Origin of the sequence: Nocardia sp. NPDC058058, assembly GCF_042885355.1 — a bacterium.
Taxonomy (GTDB): domain Bacteria; phylum Actinomycetota; class Actinomycetes; order Mycobacteriales; family Mycobacteriaceae; genus Nocardia.
This window is the reverse complement of record NZ_JBHVSA010000003.1, coordinates 837,352-852,127: the sequence shown is the minus strand read 5'-3', so window position 1 is coordinate 852,127 and position 14,776 is coordinate 837,352. Positions and strand designations below refer to the sequence as shown.

The window sequence follows — 14,776 nt, the reverse complement described above, 5'->3', positions numbered from 1 at the left end:
CGCGATTCAGCAGCGATTGGCGGCGAAGCCGAGCGGGAGCACATCACCTTTGCCGCCCGCCACGGCGCGAGCGAGCAGGGATTGGGTGTCGGGTCCGAACGGCGAGCTGTATTCCACGTCGGGGGTGCAGCCGCCCTGTTCCGGTCCGCCGATCACACCGACGAGCTGACCGTTCTGGACCCAGGGACCGCCGCTGGTGCCCTCCCCGAAACCGGTGCAGTGCAGCGCGGAACCGTCCGGAGCGGTTTCCAGAGGCGCGGTGCAGGTGAGGGGCCGGCCGCGGCTGCCCATGGGGTAACCGCTGACCGTGACCGGCGCACCCGACTGCGGCGTACCGAGCGGCAAGCCCGGCACCACGTCCTCGATCTTCTTGCCGTCGCGCGGGGCGACTCGCAGAATCGCCAAGTCATGACGCGGGTCGAAGGATTCCTGCCACGCCGGGTCGATATACATGCTCGTCACCGTCCAAACACCCTGCGGCAGTTCGGCATTGTGCAGCAGTGGCGCGAATTCGATGAGGGCTCCGGGTCCGAGCACACAGTGCGCGGCGGTCGCCAGCAGATCATGCGACGGTGAGGCGACCACACTCGCCGAACAGAAATGCGGTGCGCCGATACGCGGCCCCACCCCCGAGACGCTGGGATAGAACAGCGCCCCGGCCGCGGGCACCGTCTCGACCTCATACGCGGCCGGTGCCTCCGCGTGCGCCGCCTGCGGCACCGCGAAGCCGAGCAGAATCCCACACACGAGAGCCGTTATCCGTTGCACCCCAAGCACGGTAGCGAACCGCGGGCGAAATCGCGGTATTTGCGGTCCCGCCACCGCGGGCTTCGCCGAAACCGGCAGCTCCCCAACCGGAAGCACCGCGACCGGGAGCAGCATCCTCAATGCCGGGTCGGGCAAGAACGATTTGTTCCGCATACTGTGGTGCACCATCGGGCGCGGAATTCCCGCGAGTGCGGGCGCGTGCGCCACCTCGAACCAAGGGCTGTAGCCCGCACGATCAAGACAGCAGTCCGGATTCCCTGGCCCGGCGTACCGCGTCGCGACGATTGGCGACCTGGAGTTTGGCCAGGATGGCGGATACGTGGTGATCCACGGTCTTCACCGAAAGGTACAGCCGCTCAGCCAGTTCGGCATTGGTGAGGCCGGTGTCGAGTAGGCGCAGCACCTCGATCTGGCGGGTGGTCAAGCCCATCGGGTTGGCCAGCGTGGTGCCTCGCCGGGGTGCTGGGATATCGCGAGCACCGGTCGACCTCAGGTCGTAGCGGATCTTGGCGGCAACCGCGTGCGCGCCGAGCCGGTCGAGGATGTCCAGGGCGCGGCGGGCGGAGGCCGTTTCGCCCGAGTCGGCCAGGGCGAGTGCCATATCGTAAGGGGTGCACAGGGTTTCGAAGGCCGCGGCGGCGGAGTCGTACTGTCCGGCCGCGAGCAGGCGATACGGTTCGGCCAGCGAATCGCTGTCGACGGGGGTACCGATTCGTCGCAGCCAGGTGGCCAATTCGCCACGCGCCCATTCCAATCCGAGCGTGGGCGCGGCGTCGAGCAATGCTCGGCACTGCTCGATTCGATTGTCGGGATTGCCCGTCAGCCAAGACTTTTCGACAATCGCCGCCGCCACCGGGAGCATACGAACCGGTTCGCCGTAGCGGCAGGCAAGTTCCCAGGCGTGGTCGATTCCGCGGCCGTCGTCGCCGTCGCGGCGCAGGGCGACAATGGCGCGGATCAGCAGCGGCCAGCCGCGTGCCAGCGGAGCGCTGGGACTGTCCAGCACCGTGTCGGCGTCGATCAGCGCGCCCTGCCAATCACCGGTGAGGAGTTTGAGGCGGCTGCGCGAACCCAGTTGTACGACATGGCAAACGGGGAGATCGTGCTCGATCATCAAGGGTAGGCAGGTGTCGAGCAGTTCGGTGGCGGCTCCGAGTCGGCGCTGTTCGACGTCGAAGTACGACAGGTTCGTGTAACCGCTGGAATAGATTTCGTTGATGTGCCGCGGACCGGTGGAGAGCAGGCGCAGCAGCGATTCGCGGGCGATCGGCTCGCCGGCGAGCACACCACAGAAACCCTCGATGATCTCGACCCGCACGCTCAGCAGCGGATCGCCTGCGGTGGCGGCGATTTCGCGGGCGCGGGCGAGCAGCGCGGTGGCGGTGCCCAGTTCGCTGGACTGGACGGCCAGGAAGGCCTGGAGTGCGAACGCGTAGCCGACCCGCACCCGGGTCACCGGTTCGGCAGCCCCGTCCAATACCGAGAGCGCCGCGGCCGCATGGGTGTCCGCCACCACGCGATTCGAGTTGTACCACTCATAGACCGCCAGGGCGTGATGGTCGGCGCTCACCGCCGCGTTCGAGCGCATCGCCTCACGCAGGCGCATTGCGTTGCGGCACACGATGATCGCGTCATCGAGGCGATCGATCAGGTAGTACTCGTCGGCCAGCGCTTCGAGCAGTTCAGCTTCGATCGGCTGCGGCAGATCGCGGTCTTCCAATGCGAGACGGAAGAATTCGGTCGCCTGGGTGTGCGCACCCGAACGCGCCGCGGCATGCCCCGCCTGTGCGGCGGCTTCGGTGATCAGCGCGCGATCACCCGCCCCCACCGCGTGATGGGTGATCACGGCGGGATCGGGTTGCGCTGTCGCGTAATGGGCTTCGATGAACCGGCGATGCAGACTCGGCTCCGCGCCGGGCGGGATGACACTGGTGACCGCGAGTCGGCACAGGTCGTGCCGGAAGGCCACCCCGCGATTATCGCGTTTGATGAGCTTGGCGTCATCGAGTGTGCGCAGCGCGGGCAGCGTGACACCGAGATCGGTGAGCAGATGATCCGCGATGGCACCGGGTGCGCAGGTCAGCAGGTGCAGCAGATCCCAAGCGGCGGTGTCCAATCCGGCGGCGCGAGCCAGGATGGCATCGCGCACGGTGGTGGGCAGTTCACCGGTGTGATGGTCAAGCATTTCGCAGACGAAGAAGGCGTTCCCGCCGGTGACCCGATGCAGCCACGCGGGATCGACGGGCCGATCTCCCGCCAGCGTCGTCACCGCCGCCAGGCTCAGCGGCGGCACGATGAGCGTACGGGCGTGCGGGGACCGCGCGATATCGCCGAGCAGTCCGCGCAGCGGATGGGTGATGCCCACTTCGTCGTCACGCGCTATCCCGATCAGCAGTAGGCGGGTATTCGCTATGCGGCGCAACAGGAATCGGAACAGATCGATGGTGCCCTGATCGGCCCAGTGCAGATCATCCACCACCAGCACCGCGGGGACATCGCGCAAGGCGTCGAAGACCGCGGCGAAGATGTCATAGGACTGGTCGCCGTTGCGCAGCAACGTGCGGGTGCTGTCATCGAAACGATCCGCGAGATCGTGCAGCGGTCCGAGCGGGCGCGGCGTGGACAGCGGATCGCAGGCTCCCCACAGCACACGCTCATCGGCGCACCAGCTGTCCAGGAAGGTCTCGACGAAGGCGGTCTTACCCGCACCGGATTCGCCGCGCACCATCACGGCCCCGCCCTGTCCGGTACGCGCTCGGTCCGCCCGGGCACCGAGCTCTGCCAGTTCGTTCTCCCGCTCGGTCAGCCTCACCTGGGGGATGTTACCGGCCCAAGATAGGGAATCGATCCCCATGAATTTCGTTCCCGCATGGCCGAGCGTAGAGGTCACCGAACGCGACAGCGTCGGACCGGATAGGAGAACGAATCATGAAGCGCTTCCTCATCGAACGAGAGATTCCCGGAGCGGAAGACCTCACCCCCGCCGAACTGGCGGTAATCGCCGAAAAGTCCAATGCCGCAATGTCTTCACTGGGTGTGCCGTATCGCTGGATCACCACCTATGTCGCGGGCGACAAGCTCTACTGCCTGCACGAGGCCGAGGACGAGGACGCCATCCGCGAACATGCCCGCCGCGGCGGCTTCCCGGCGAATCTCGTCACGGTGATCGCCGACGAATTCGGCCCGCACACCGCCGCCAACGCCCACTGACCCACACATTCCCAGGAGAGTTCGATCATGGAGGTTCCCGTCATCGCGGGTGCGGTCGCGAGCGCGGTTTTCGCCTCCAGCACGCTGCCGATGCTGGTCAAAGCGCGACGCACCAGGGATGTGCGCTCGTACAGCCCGGCCAATATCGCCCTGGCCAACATCGGCAACCTGGTCTACATGGTGTACGTGCTGGACCTGCCCCCGGGGCCGATCTGGGCACTGCACCTGTTCCACACGATCAGCTCGGCCCTGATGCTCATCTGGTACCTGCGCTACGTCGTCTTCGTTTCGACCCCGGACGAGCCGAAATCTGGAGAAGATTCGCCGTTGCCTTTAGGTTTGACCGATGCCATCGGTCAAACAGGTTCAGGTCACCTTCGACTGCGCGGATCCTGAACGCGTCGCTCGTTTCTGGAGTGAGGTATTGGGATACGAGCACCAGGGTCGGTCCTGTGTCGATCCCTCGGGGGTGGGGCCGCGGCTGTATTTCCAGCGCGTTCCCGAGAGCAAGGTGGTCAAGAATCGGGTGCATCTCGACGTGCGGGTCGGGACCGGGCTCATCGGTGACGAGCGGCTGGAAGCACTCGAGACCGAATGCGCGCGGCTGGTCGCACTCGGCGCGGTCCGTGTGCAGCTGTTGCGCGCCGACGGCATCAACGAATCGTGCCTGGTGATGCAGGACATCGAAGGCAACGAGTTCTGCCTCGATTGAGCGCCCCGATGCGTTGTCGGATCAGTAGTACTGCACCAGGCAGAATTCGTGCTCCTCGGGATCGGCCATCACGACCACCACCCCTGCGTCGTAATCGTGCCGTTCGCCGGTGGGCCTGCCGCCGAGTGCGATGACCTGCGCGATGCCCTGGCCGATGTCGTCCACGGCGATATCGAGGTGCAGCCGCACCTTGCCGTCCTTCGGTTCGGCCACGGGTTGAAAGACCAAGCGCGGCAGCTGATCACCCGGCAGACCGAGGTAGACCCACCCGGGCTCGGACGGACCCCGCTCGCGATCGAGCAGCGCACTCCAGAAACCGGCGACCCGTTCCACATCAACGCAATCGATTGTCACTCCGACCCATCGGTTCCCCATCCGACAAGTATCGCCTGCGGGATGGCTGTGAACCCCCATCGGCTGGTGGATGATTCGAGGTTTTTCGTTCGGTGAGGTGGTCGATGATGGAGCCGTCGTGGGGTGCGCCGGGGGTGAAGTTGGTAGTGGGCGTCCCGTTGGTGAAGACGTTGCGAATGTTGTTGGCGGCCAAGTAGGCGGTGGTTTGGTCGGGTGTGCCGCCGAGGATGGCTAGCGATAGCGTGCGGCCGAGACCGGCGGGATCGAGGTCGAGGGTTGTGGGGTGCAGGCGGAGGGCGGGGAATGGGAGTTCGGTTGCGCGCAAAGGTTCTTCGGGTGGGGCGATCGAGATGACCGGGCGCAGGGCGGCGGAGCCGTCGGCGAGGTCGACGAGGTGGTCGCCGGGTTGGCCGCCGTGCACGGTGGCGGCGAGTTCAGCCAGGCTGCGGGCTTGGGCGAGGGGGAATACCGGGAGTTGAGTGGTGGCGTCGTCGGGGCGGCCGATCGTCAGGAGGTCCAAAGCTGCTGCGACGGTGTGCATCTGAGCGGCCGGATCGGCGACCAGGGCGGCGCTGGCGTTGAGGCATTGGCCGCCGCCACCGTCCGCGATGGAAGTGATCAGCAGGTCGGTGAGCTGATTGTGGTCTGCGCCAGGTAATTCCAGGACCTTCGAGTTTCCGGGGCCCTGAACGAGAACATCGGGACGGTTCTCGTAGCGGCGTGCGATATCCGGGCCGCCGTAGACCACGGCTCGGTCCGAACCTTGAACGAGCCGATGGGCGTCCTCGTGCGTGCTCGGCAGGAGCGCGATGGTGTCTTCGGCCAAACCGGCGTCGATCAAGGCCCGGACTATCCGCGCGGGGGTGAACGGGTCACGGCGCGAAGGGCGGACGATGATCTTGTAACCGAGGGCAACCAGCTCGAACAGAACCACATGCACGCCAGGGTGATTCGCGGGTGAGAGCACTGTCACGAGCTCACCGCGCCGATGCACGCTGACCGTGACGCGGCGGTCGGGGCCGTAGTGCTGCGGGGTCAGCTCCTCGGAAACGATCTCGGCCACCTGCTGGGCCGCGGGTCGCACCTGCTCCAGGAATCCGGTGACGACCGCGAGCGGGGTGCCCGAGGTCGCCGATTGCGCCCGCGCGTATGCGATGGGTGTGAGACCGTCGACCGTGTCTTCGGCGATTCGACGGGCCGCGTCCGTGATCACCCGCAGCCGTGTCGCCAATGGTTGCGGGCGGGCGGCACGCAATCGGTTCATGGTCAGTCCGGCCAGCAGGTCCGAGGCGAAGTCGAGTCTGCCGATGCTCTCGCCGCGCACGGTGTGGATCGGTTCGCCGGTGTGGGCGGGCCGGTAATTGCCGTCGATCAACGGCGAGATTCGGTAACCGTCCATCAGTAGACCCCCTCGATGACGGCGGCACCGGCGACGGGCAGGGGCTGCACGTTCTGCACCAGATCGGTACCCTCCGCACCGTCGAACCGGATTCGGGTCGCTTCGTCGCGTTCATAGCTGACCGGCAGGAACACTTCCGGGGTCAGCACATGGATCGCGATGAGACCGCGCTCGCCGTACTCGACCTGTTCGCGGTGTTCGTCGAGCACCGACCACGCCGTGTACGGGAAATACGCTTGGAACGTTGGCAATTCGTACTCGGCCGCGGGAATCTCGAGCGCCGATCCCATCATGGTGTTGCCGTATCCGCCGATGATTGTCGTATCCGGGAAGACCTCATGCAGCAGGGCCAGGGTGTCCGGGTTCATCGAGGTGCTGCCCCAGACCGCGAAACGCACCTTCTTCCGGAACAATTCGGCGACCTCGGGCCGCGTCGCCAGTGCGGCGAAGATCGGCGGGGTCAGATAGACGAGTCGCACATCCTGCGATTCCAGTATCCAATGTGCTTGTTGCACAACATGTTCGACATACAGCTCGGCAACCTGATCATGACCGCGCTGCAAGGCCAGCCGTACGAATCTGGGATCGAGATCGATGCAGAACAGTTCCAGACCGAGCCGCCTGGCCATCACGGTATTGCTGTATCCGACCACGTGCGGCCCGGTGGGGCCGAGGAACATCATGCCGCCGTCATCGACGGGTGCACCGAGTGCGCGCAGCCGATCGGCCGTCCACACCGAGGTCTTCTCCCACTGGACGGCATCGATGATCCGCTTCGGCGCGCCCGTGGTGCCGCCGCTCTCGAAGATCGAGGGTTGAATCCCATTGCGGCGCATGGCTCGTGGCACGAGGACGTTTACCGGAACCGTGCGCCATTCGGCGCTCACATCCGGAAAGCGCAGCAGATCCGCGCGCGTCCGGATATCGCTCAGGCGGAAGTCGAACGACTTCGACTTCTCGATCCAGAAGTCCGAGCCTGTCTCGGGGGAGAAATGGAAGTCGATCGCGCGCTGAATGTGCTCGGTATAGGCAACCTGCTCGGGCCAGTTCACCTCGTCGAGGTAGCGGCGACGGGCGTTCGTAGCGATGTCCATGAAATTCCTTCCCTCACAAGTAGATCCGGAACCGGCGCGGGATGTCGGCTCCTTCACCGAGGACGCTACGAGCAAGCCGCTACCCTTGTCGACATGGATGTAGTGCGGATAGACCATTACAAATGGTGGGGAATCGGGCTGGCGCTCGCCCTGGCGAACAGCGATCCCGAGATCGCCGGTACCGAAACCCTGGACTCCCCCGCCGCCGTCGACCGACTACTACGTGCCCACGGCGCCACCGGAATACAGATCTCCGACGACGACCTCCCACACCTGCGCCGCATCCGCCCCCACCTCCTGCGCGCGGTCCGCGACCCCTCCCCCGACCGCGCCGCCCCACTCCTCAACCACGTCGCCGCCGAAGCCGGCGCCACCCCCCGCCTCACCAACCACGACGGTCTCCCCTGGCACATCGACTTCCACACCCCCGCCAGCACCGCCTGGCGTCACATCGCCGCCGAAGCCGCCGCCGCCCTCATGGGCTTCCTCATCGCCCGCGGCCCCGACCGCATCCGCCTCTGCTCCGCCCGCGACTGCCACCGCTACTACGCCGACACCACCAAGAACAACTCCATGCGCTACTGCCCCGACCGAGGCTGCGCCAACCGCGAACGCGTCCGCCGCCACCGCCAACGTAATGGGTAACCGTCCCCACCCGAGACCGAGATCACGCAGCGCTGAGAGCTTCCACGAATTCGTGACGATCATCGATTGAGTCGGATAATCCGTTGCCTGCCAACCGGTTCGCTCACAGTGGGGTGTCGAGGGATTCGGCGGTCAGGGCTAGGTAGAGGTCGATGGTGTCTTCGAGGTGGTTTATGTTGCGGCCGGTTAGGTCGGTTATGCGGGTTATGCGGTTGCGGAGGGTGTTTACGTGGACGTGGAGGGCGGTGGCGGTGGTTGCCCATTGGCCGTTGTGGGCGAGGAAGGTGCGGAGGGTGTGTTCCAGGTCGGTGTGGGAGCGGGTGTCGTGGTCGCGGATGGGGGTGAGGATTTGGTCCGAGAAGCGTTGGCGGACTTGGGGATCCAGGAGGCCGAGGAGCATTCGGAAGGTGGCTGTGTCCGCGAAGGTGGCGATGTCGGGGGATGGTTGGGTGCGGAGGACCTGGCAGACTTCCCGGGCTCGGACGAGGGAGTCGCGTAGGGCGGGGGCGGGGGTGATGTCGCCTATGCCGATTACCGTGCGGGGGGTGGGGGAACGTCTGGTGGTTTCGGTGGCGAGGTCGCGGGCGAAGCGGGTGAGGTCTTCGGGGGAGCGTTCCCAGAGGCAGATGGAGACTACGTCGCGGCTGCCCGCGGCGGTGAAGGCGGGGATGCCGTGGGCGGCGAAGAAGGCACCTACCGCGTGGGCGATGTCGTCGGGTTGGGCCGTGGTGCCGGGGGTGGGGACGGGGGCTGAAACCAGTACTGCCAGTGGGCGATCCGGGGGGACGCCGTAGGCGCGCAGGCGGCGGATCACCTCGGCGCTGCTGCGGGGGCCGGACAGGATCATCTCCAAAAGCTCTGCGGCGAAACGGGCTTCGATGGCGTGGATCGCTTGCTGTTTGGTGACTTCCAGGCTCAGGAAGCGGGCGGCTTGCGCCAGCGCTTCCTGATCGGCGGCGGACAGGGATGCCGACGGTTCCAGGCAGTACAGACCCGCGTCGATCTCGCCCATCGCGCCCTCGATCAAGTACAGCGCGGCGGGGCCGGTGCCGAGCAGATCGACTTCGAGTGGGGGCGGGATGCGGTTGAGGGCGGCGGCGGCCAGGCGAACCTGTTCGTCGGTCGGCTCGCAGCCGATCGAGGCCAGGCGACGGCCCTTGCGATCCACCACCAGGAGCGGCAATTCTGTTTCGCCGCGCAGGATTTCGAGTACGCCCGCCGCTCCGCTGCCGCGCGAGAGTGCGGTTGCCAGGGCATCGCCGCGATGGACAGTCGCGGTCAGTTCGGCTTGCAGTACCTCGTTCTGGATCGCGGCGGCGGCGCGGGTCAGGGCGGCGAAGGGCACACCGATGCAGAGCTCCACGAGGGGAAGATCGTGTGAAAGACACAGTCCGACAAGCTCTTCGGGCAGCACCGGAGTTTGTGCGGTGAGGCCGAACACCAGACCGGCGGCCCCGGCGCGGGCGACCGCGGCCACAAACAGATCGAGCGATACCTGCGATTGCCAAAGGCCATTGGTCAGCACCAGCTCGCCCGGGCGCACGTACGGGGACGGGTCGGCGAGTTCGGTGGTGTGCAGCCAGTGGATCTCCGCGTTCAGCGCGTCGGCGAGTTCCGGTGTCACCACGCGCAGGCCCAGAGCGGGATCGGCGACGAGTCGGCTGATGGTCAACATCTAGTCGAATGTACAGAACCGATGTGGCGTTGGTGGATGAACCTCCATCCCTTTCGGGGCTTCCGCACTGCTGTTATGAGGTACCTCACAACAAAGGAATGCGGCTATGTCCCAACCTCCCGACACCACCGAACGCACCGCGCCCGCCGAGACCGGGGTGCGCTTCGATGAACACGGCGTCCTGCCCATCCCCGATCACGAACGGGACTGCTCGCCGTGGGAGCTGTTCTGGATCTGGTGCGGTGCGAATATCGCCCCGATCAACTGGGTGCTCGGTGCGCTCGGAATCACCCTCGGGTTGAGTCTGCTCGAAACCCTGATCGTGGTCGGGGTCGGAAACCTGTTCGGCTGCGCCATATTCGGGCTGTTCAATGTGATCGGCCATCGCACCGCGGTCAACCAGATGGTGCTGGGGCGCTCGGCGTTCGGCATCAAAGGCGCGGCGCTGCCCGCGATCGTGCAGGGTCTGCTGACCATGGCTTGGGTGGGGGTGAATACCTGGGTGGTGCTGGACCTGGTGCTGGCCGTATTGGATCAGCTCGGCATCAGCGGCGGGCTCGGACTGAGAATCGTTGTGGCAGCGGTGATTATGGCGGTGCAGCTGGGGTTGGCGCTATACGGGTTCTATGCCATCCGCACATTCGAGAAGTACACCGTGCCGCTGACGATCGCGGTCATGGTGGTGATGACGGTGCTCGCGCTGGGACGCACGCATCTGAACTGGTCCACCTCCGTCACCGACACCCCCGGCGAAAAGCTCACTGCAATAACGCAACTCATCACCGCCATCGGCATCGGATGGGGACTGACCTGGATTCCCTACGCCGCCGACTATAGTCGCTTCGTTCGCCCGAATCTGTCCGCGCGCAAGGTGTTCTGGGCTTCGGCGACCGGTATGTACATTCCGACGGTATGGCTGGCCGCACTCGGAGCATGCCTGGCGAGCGCGGGCGGTAGCGCGGATCCCTCGACGGTGGTCGTCGGCACCTTCGGCGTCTTGGCCATCCCCGTACTGCTACTGATCATGCACGGCCCGATCGCGACCAACATTCTCAACCTGTACTCGTGTTCGCTCGCGGCGTTGACGATCGGCATTCGCATCGCGCGATGGAAAGTCACGCTGTTTGCCGGCGTGATCGCCTCGCTGGTGCTCGCGGTCTTCATCAACGCCACCAGTTTCGCGCACGCGTTCGACAATTGGATGGTCTCGATTCTGATGTGGATCAGTCCGTGGATGTCGATCCTGCTGGTGGACTATTTCCTGATTCACCGCCGCGCGCTGTCGATCCCGGACCTGTATCGCGAACCCGCTTCCTCGGCTTTCGGCGGCTTCAACATTCCCGGACTGGTGAGCCTCGCCGCCGGTCTGCTCGCCGGATGGAGTTGGCAGTACGGATTGGTGCCCGCGATGCAGGGTCCGGTCGCACGAGCGCTGGGAAATACCGACTTCTCTTGGCTCTCAGGAGGTTTCGTTGCCGGTGGAATTTACGCCCTCCTCATGACGGCAATTTCGGCACGGCGCATACAATCACACCACCCTCAAAACATCACGTGACAGCTAAGTTTCGGTCCGTCTGCGCCGTTTGCGGTGGCTGGTGTCGCACAACGGGTAGGTTCGCGACCTCCTGCACAGGCATAATGCGACAACGAAGCGGTCCGAGCGGACGACGGTGCCGTCATCGGTCACCACTTCCACCGGGCCTTCGATCAGCGCCGGTCCCTCACGGGTCAGCGTGACACGACGGTATCGAGCAGCATCCGATTCGGTTGCCACGATGCCTCACCCGCCCTCTCCACATCCATCTCGGGACGCCGCAGCGAGCGGCGTCCCGAGAGCCAATTCTGTTGCAGCACATGCTGACTGAAGCGGTCCTCGAGCAGATTCGTCGCCTGGATCCCGAACACCACCGAGGCAGTCAACTCGGGTTCGCCCGTAAGCAGATTGCCGACCACCTCGCGGCGCATGACCTGCTCGTGCACCGCATCGGCCTCCACATGCTCGGCGTAGAACCGCGAACATGCCGGGTCGGGCTCGAGGCGGGCCAGCACGGCGAGCATGCGCCGCGCCGCCGGGGCCGAGGTGATCTCGGCGGCGGCGAGCTGTCCGACCAGTGCTCCGCGCAGGTCACGGTGTAAACCGAAGAGCGACATCATATTCACCAGCGCGAGCATGGGAGCCGGAACCGCGTCGAGATAGTGCAGGTAGCTCGGATTCAGCCCGGCACCGGTGAGTAGATCCGCGTACAGGCGAGCGTGCATGCGATCGCCGCGCCCACCACCGAACTCGTCGAATTCCACCGCGACGAGTGCGGCCTTGGCATCCCCGCGCAAACGCGGGATCACCCAGGCGTGCGGGTCGGCCTCCTTGTGGTGGTAGATCGAGCGATGCACGAAAAACTCACGCAGCTGCCATGATTCGCCTTCTTCGGCGAGATATCGGCCGATGCTCTGGTCCGATTCGATCAGCAGCGCGTCGAGTTCAGCATCGATATCGACTCCGCCCGGGACCTCATTCCGCAATGCGGTGAGAAACCGCTGCTCCATGGCGGCGCGCACCCGTAGGAGATCGGGATCCCATTCCCAGCGGGGATCGACGAGTTCGAAACCCTGGTAATGCAATTCGTAGCAGGTGTGCAGCGCCAGCTGTAGATCATCGCCGTACGGCGGTGCGGCGTCGATGATCCGCAGCAGGTGCGTAACCGCATCGGCATCGGGCTCGGGCCTCTCGCGCAGCAGGTCGATAAGTTGTTGGGACAGTTCACCTCTGGGTTCGGGAAGGTCGGTCATGAGAGAGTCCCGCCGGCGACCAGCGGCTCCGGCACGGCCGAACCCTCCAGCCGGAGTAGATCGACTACACCGGCGAGGCCCGAACGTGCTGCCACCCGCTGTCGGTCGGCACCGGTGCCCATTCGGCGCACGCGATTGAGCAGACCGCGCGCCATGTTCATATCCCCGAGCTCCTCGAGGCCGGGGGTGATCCAGTCGAGCAACCGATCGAGCAGATGGATCGCGGGGACGCGGATCTCCTGGACCGGGTCGACCGCGGGACCGTCCAGCCCATAGCGCGCCGCCGACCACACCGCGGCCGCGCCGAGCTGTGCGTCGAATCGCGGGCCCTCGATTCCGGCGGCAAGCTGACCCAGCGCGGTCTGCACCAGACCGCGCGACAGCACAGCTTGCAATATCGCGTCATCGACCGACGCGCAGGCGTCGACCGCTCGGATCTCCACGGTCGGGTAGGCGTCCGAAGGACGAGCCAGCCAGAAGGACATGTGGTCATCCACCAGGACACCGCAGTCGATCAGCACCGCGATCCGATCGTCGTAGTCGTCGGCCGACCGCGCGAACGGCGGCAGCCCGAAACCGGGAAACCGGCTCTGCTCGGCAACCCGCCAGGACGCGAACCCGGTATCGCGGCCCCCATGAAATGGCGAATTCGCGCCCAGCGCAATCAAAGTCGGCAGCCAGGGCCGCAGATGATTCACCACCGCGACAGCGAGATCCGGCGATTCCACACCGACATGAACATGCGCGCCACACGCGGTGTATCCGCGCATCATCGCTTCGAATCGATCGTGAATGCGCGCGTATCGACCGGGGATCGCCGCTTCGGTCGGCGGATGCCAGTCCAGCGGCGCGGTCCCGATCGGCAGCACCGCGACCTCGCAGGCATCACCCGCCGCCGCCAACTGCTCTCGCGCGAAGACCACATCGTCGCGCAGTCCCGACATATCGGTATGAACCTCGCTGACCGCCTCCACCTGAACCAGCTGTAGTTCGGGCTTGAACCGCGCGGCCGCACTCGCATCGAGGTTCGCATGCAGCCAACTCAGCACCGCACCCGAACTCGCCAGCACCTCACCCTCGGGGCCGACCAGCAGGAACTCTTCCTCGAAACCCACCGTGCGTATAGCTCGCATCAGCATCGCTCTTTCCGCCGCAGGGCTGTTACCCGGCAGTACCCCCACACCGATCTTGGAAACGGACTCGCCCCCTGTGCATCGGGCACCGCGATGTTCCATCCGGACCGGTACGTATCCTGAAGCCGGAGCTACACCTCCCATACCACTCAGCACGCGTGCGTTCGCCGATATCGATGATGCTCATCAGCCGATAAGGAGTTGTCATGCTCGGTCTGGATCGACTCACGAGGCCGCATGCGGCGCTGGTCTCGGCCGCGGTGCTGATCGCGATATGCCTCGGCGGGGTCCCGGCTCACGCGGATACCGCACCTGTCGATGACACCCGATCAGCGATCGAGCAGGCGGTTACCCGGCACATCGATGCCAGGAACAGCGGTGATCTGACAACGCTGCGCAACACGGCATGCGGCGCGATCGCCGAGGACTACCGCGATTTCGGCCCCCTCGTCGACCTGGTGGTCTGGTGGCAGGGCCCCGGACAGGGCCGCACGATCCACCTCGAGCGATTCACCGGCGTGGAGATCACCGATCAAAGCGCCATCGCCGATACCGAACTACGTATTTCAACCGCGACGGGCCCACAGCAGGTGAGCTTCATGCTCGAGCGCGCCGCCGAGGGCTGGCAGGTGTGCTCAACCGATCGCCCCATCCCCTGATCGCTGAGAAATCCGGCCAGCCCTTCGCCTATGGACCCGAAACTCCACACCATTCGGCGTGATTGACATGCATGCACGCGGGTATGACGGTTGCGAAAGTCTGCGATCGGACCCGGTAGATCGACGGTTGTGCCGAACTCGCCCGTGGTCGCCGCATCGAACAGGGACATCCCGAAAGCGCGGAACCGATACTGCCGCCCCGTGACGAACCCGATCCAGCCGATGGTGCGTAGCTGGGAAGTCGCATCGTCGCAATGCTCACGTTTCTGGCGGGCATTGCCGGGTAGATCTGATTCAGACCCAATTGAAGATCGGATACAGATCACTGTCGACCAGATTC

At 65.4% G+C, this 14,776-nt stretch carries 15 protein-coding genes; 6 read left to right on the top strand and 9 right to left on the bottom strand.

Annotation, left to right across the window (positions count from 1 at the left end; all coding sequences use genetic code 11):
- Positions 1-6 precede the first annotated feature (6 nt).
- Both ACFVUS_RS27490 and ACFVUS_RS27485 read right to left on the bottom strand, forming a co-directional pair.
- On the bottom strand, positions 7-768 hold the full coding sequence (locus tag ACFVUS_RS27490) for a trypsin-like serine peptidase (RefSeq protein ID WP_387772402.1): 762 nt from the start codon (positions 766-768) through the stop codon (positions 7-9).
- A 235-nt stretch (positions 769-1,003) separates the two neighbouring features.
- Positions 1,004-3,580, bottom strand: a complete 2,577-nt coding sequence (locus tag ACFVUS_RS27485) for an ATP-binding protein (protein WP_387772399.1) — start codon at positions 3,578-3,580, stop codon at positions 1,004-1,006.
- 116 nt (positions 3,581-3,696) lie between these two features.
- Between ACFVUS_RS27485 and ACFVUS_RS27480 the strand changes: the two genes are divergently transcribed.
- The 3 genes from ACFVUS_RS27480 to ACFVUS_RS27470 are packed head-to-tail and all read left to right on the top strand — an operon-like array spanning position 3,697 to position 4,690.
- Positions 3,697-3,978 carry a DUF4242 domain-containing protein gene (locus ACFVUS_RS27480; protein ID WP_387772396.1) on the top strand — a complete coding sequence of 94 codons (282 nt, stop codon included), beginning with the start codon at positions 3,697-3,699 and terminating at the stop codon, positions 3,976-3,978.
- 27 nt (positions 3,979-4,005) lie between these two features.
- Positions 4,006-4,374 carry a hypothetical protein gene (locus ACFVUS_RS27475; RefSeq protein ID WP_387772393.1) on the top strand — a complete coding sequence of 123 codons (369 nt, stop codon included), beginning with the start codon at positions 4,006-4,008 and terminating at the stop codon, positions 4,372-4,374.
- Positions 4,325-4,690 (top strand): VOC family protein, encoded by a 366-nt coding sequence (locus ACFVUS_RS27470; RefSeq protein ID WP_387772390.1) that lies wholly within the window; start codon positions 4,325-4,327, stop codon positions 4,688-4,690. The genes ACFVUS_RS27475 and ACFVUS_RS27470 overlap by 50 nt, the downstream gene beginning before the upstream one ends.
- Positions 4,691-4,711: 21 nt before the next feature.
- On the opposite strand, the gene ACFVUS_RS27465 is transcribed toward ACFVUS_RS27470, so the two are convergent.
- Genes ACFVUS_RS27465 through ACFVUS_RS27455 form a run of 3 tightly spaced genes read right to left on the bottom strand, consistent with a single transcriptional unit; the run spans position 4,712 to position 7,537 of the window.
- Positions 4,712-5,023 carry a VOC family protein gene (locus tag ACFVUS_RS27465; RefSeq protein ID WP_387772387.1) on the bottom strand — a complete coding sequence of 104 codons (312 nt, stop codon included), beginning with the start codon at positions 5,021-5,023 and terminating at the stop codon, positions 4,712-4,714.
- Position 5,024: 1 nt separating this feature from the next.
- Positions 5,025-6,443, bottom strand: a complete 1,419-nt coding sequence (locus ACFVUS_RS27460; RefSeq protein ID WP_387772384.1) for an aldehyde dehydrogenase family protein — start codon at positions 6,441-6,443, stop codon at positions 5,025-5,027.
- A complete protein-coding gene (locus ACFVUS_RS27455; RefSeq protein WP_387772381.1) occupies positions 6,443-7,537 on the bottom strand; it encodes an AMP-binding protein in 1,095 nt (364 codons plus the stop codon). The genes ACFVUS_RS27460 and ACFVUS_RS27455 overlap by 1 nt, the downstream gene beginning before the upstream one ends.
- A gap of 93 nt (positions 7,538-7,630) precedes the next feature.
- Between ACFVUS_RS27455 and ACFVUS_RS27450 the strand changes: the two genes are divergently transcribed.
- Positions 7,631-8,182, top strand: coding sequence for a CGNR zinc finger domain-containing protein (locus ACFVUS_RS27450; RefSeq protein ID WP_387772378.1), 552 nt, complete (start codon positions 7,631-7,633; stop codon positions 8,180-8,182).
- Between the two features lie 103 nt (positions 8,183-8,285).
- On the opposite strand, the gene ACFVUS_RS27445 is transcribed toward ACFVUS_RS27450, so the two are convergent.
- Entirely contained in the window at positions 8,286-9,857 is a 1,572-nt protein-coding gene (locus ACFVUS_RS27445) for a PucR family transcriptional regulator ligand-binding domain-containing protein (protein WP_387772375.1), read from the bottom strand.
- 106 nt (positions 9,858-9,963) lie between these two features.
- On the opposite strand from ACFVUS_RS27445, the gene ACFVUS_RS27440 reads away from it, so the two are divergent.
- Complete coding sequence (locus tag ACFVUS_RS27440) at positions 9,964-11,412, top strand: cytosine permease (RefSeq protein WP_387772372.1); 1,449 nt, start codon at positions 9,964-9,966, stop codon at positions 11,410-11,412.
- Between the two features lie 3 nt (positions 11,413-11,415).
- Here the strand turns inward: ACFVUS_RS27440 and ACFVUS_RS27435 are convergent, their stop codons facing one another.
- The 3 genes from ACFVUS_RS27435 to ACFVUS_RS27425 are packed head-to-tail and all read right to left on the bottom strand — an operon-like array spanning position 11,416 to position 13,777.
- Positions 11,416-11,631 (bottom strand): CDGSH iron-sulfur domain-containing protein, encoded by a 216-nt coding sequence (locus ACFVUS_RS27435; RefSeq protein WP_387772369.1) that lies wholly within the window; start codon positions 11,629-11,631, stop codon positions 11,416-11,418.
- A complete protein-coding gene (locus tag ACFVUS_RS27430; protein WP_387772366.1) occupies positions 11,586-12,644 on the bottom strand; it encodes an iron-containing redox enzyme family protein in 1,059 nt (352 codons plus the stop codon). Before ACFVUS_RS27430 ends, ACFVUS_RS27435 begins: the two co-directional genes overlap by 46 nt.
- Entirely contained in the window at positions 12,641-13,777 is a 1,137-nt protein-coding gene (locus ACFVUS_RS27425) for a YbdK family carboxylate-amine ligase (RefSeq protein ID WP_387772363.1), read from the bottom strand. The genes ACFVUS_RS27430 and ACFVUS_RS27425 overlap by 4 nt, the downstream gene beginning before the upstream one ends.
- Before the next feature lie 206 nt (positions 13,778-13,983).
- Here ACFVUS_RS27425 and ACFVUS_RS27420 point away from each other — a divergent pair, with 206 nt between their 5' ends.
- A complete protein-coding gene (locus tag ACFVUS_RS27420) occupies positions 13,984-14,436 on the top strand; it encodes a hypothetical protein (protein WP_387772360.1) in 453 nt (150 codons plus the stop codon).
- Positions 14,437-14,776 lie beyond the last annotated feature (340 nt).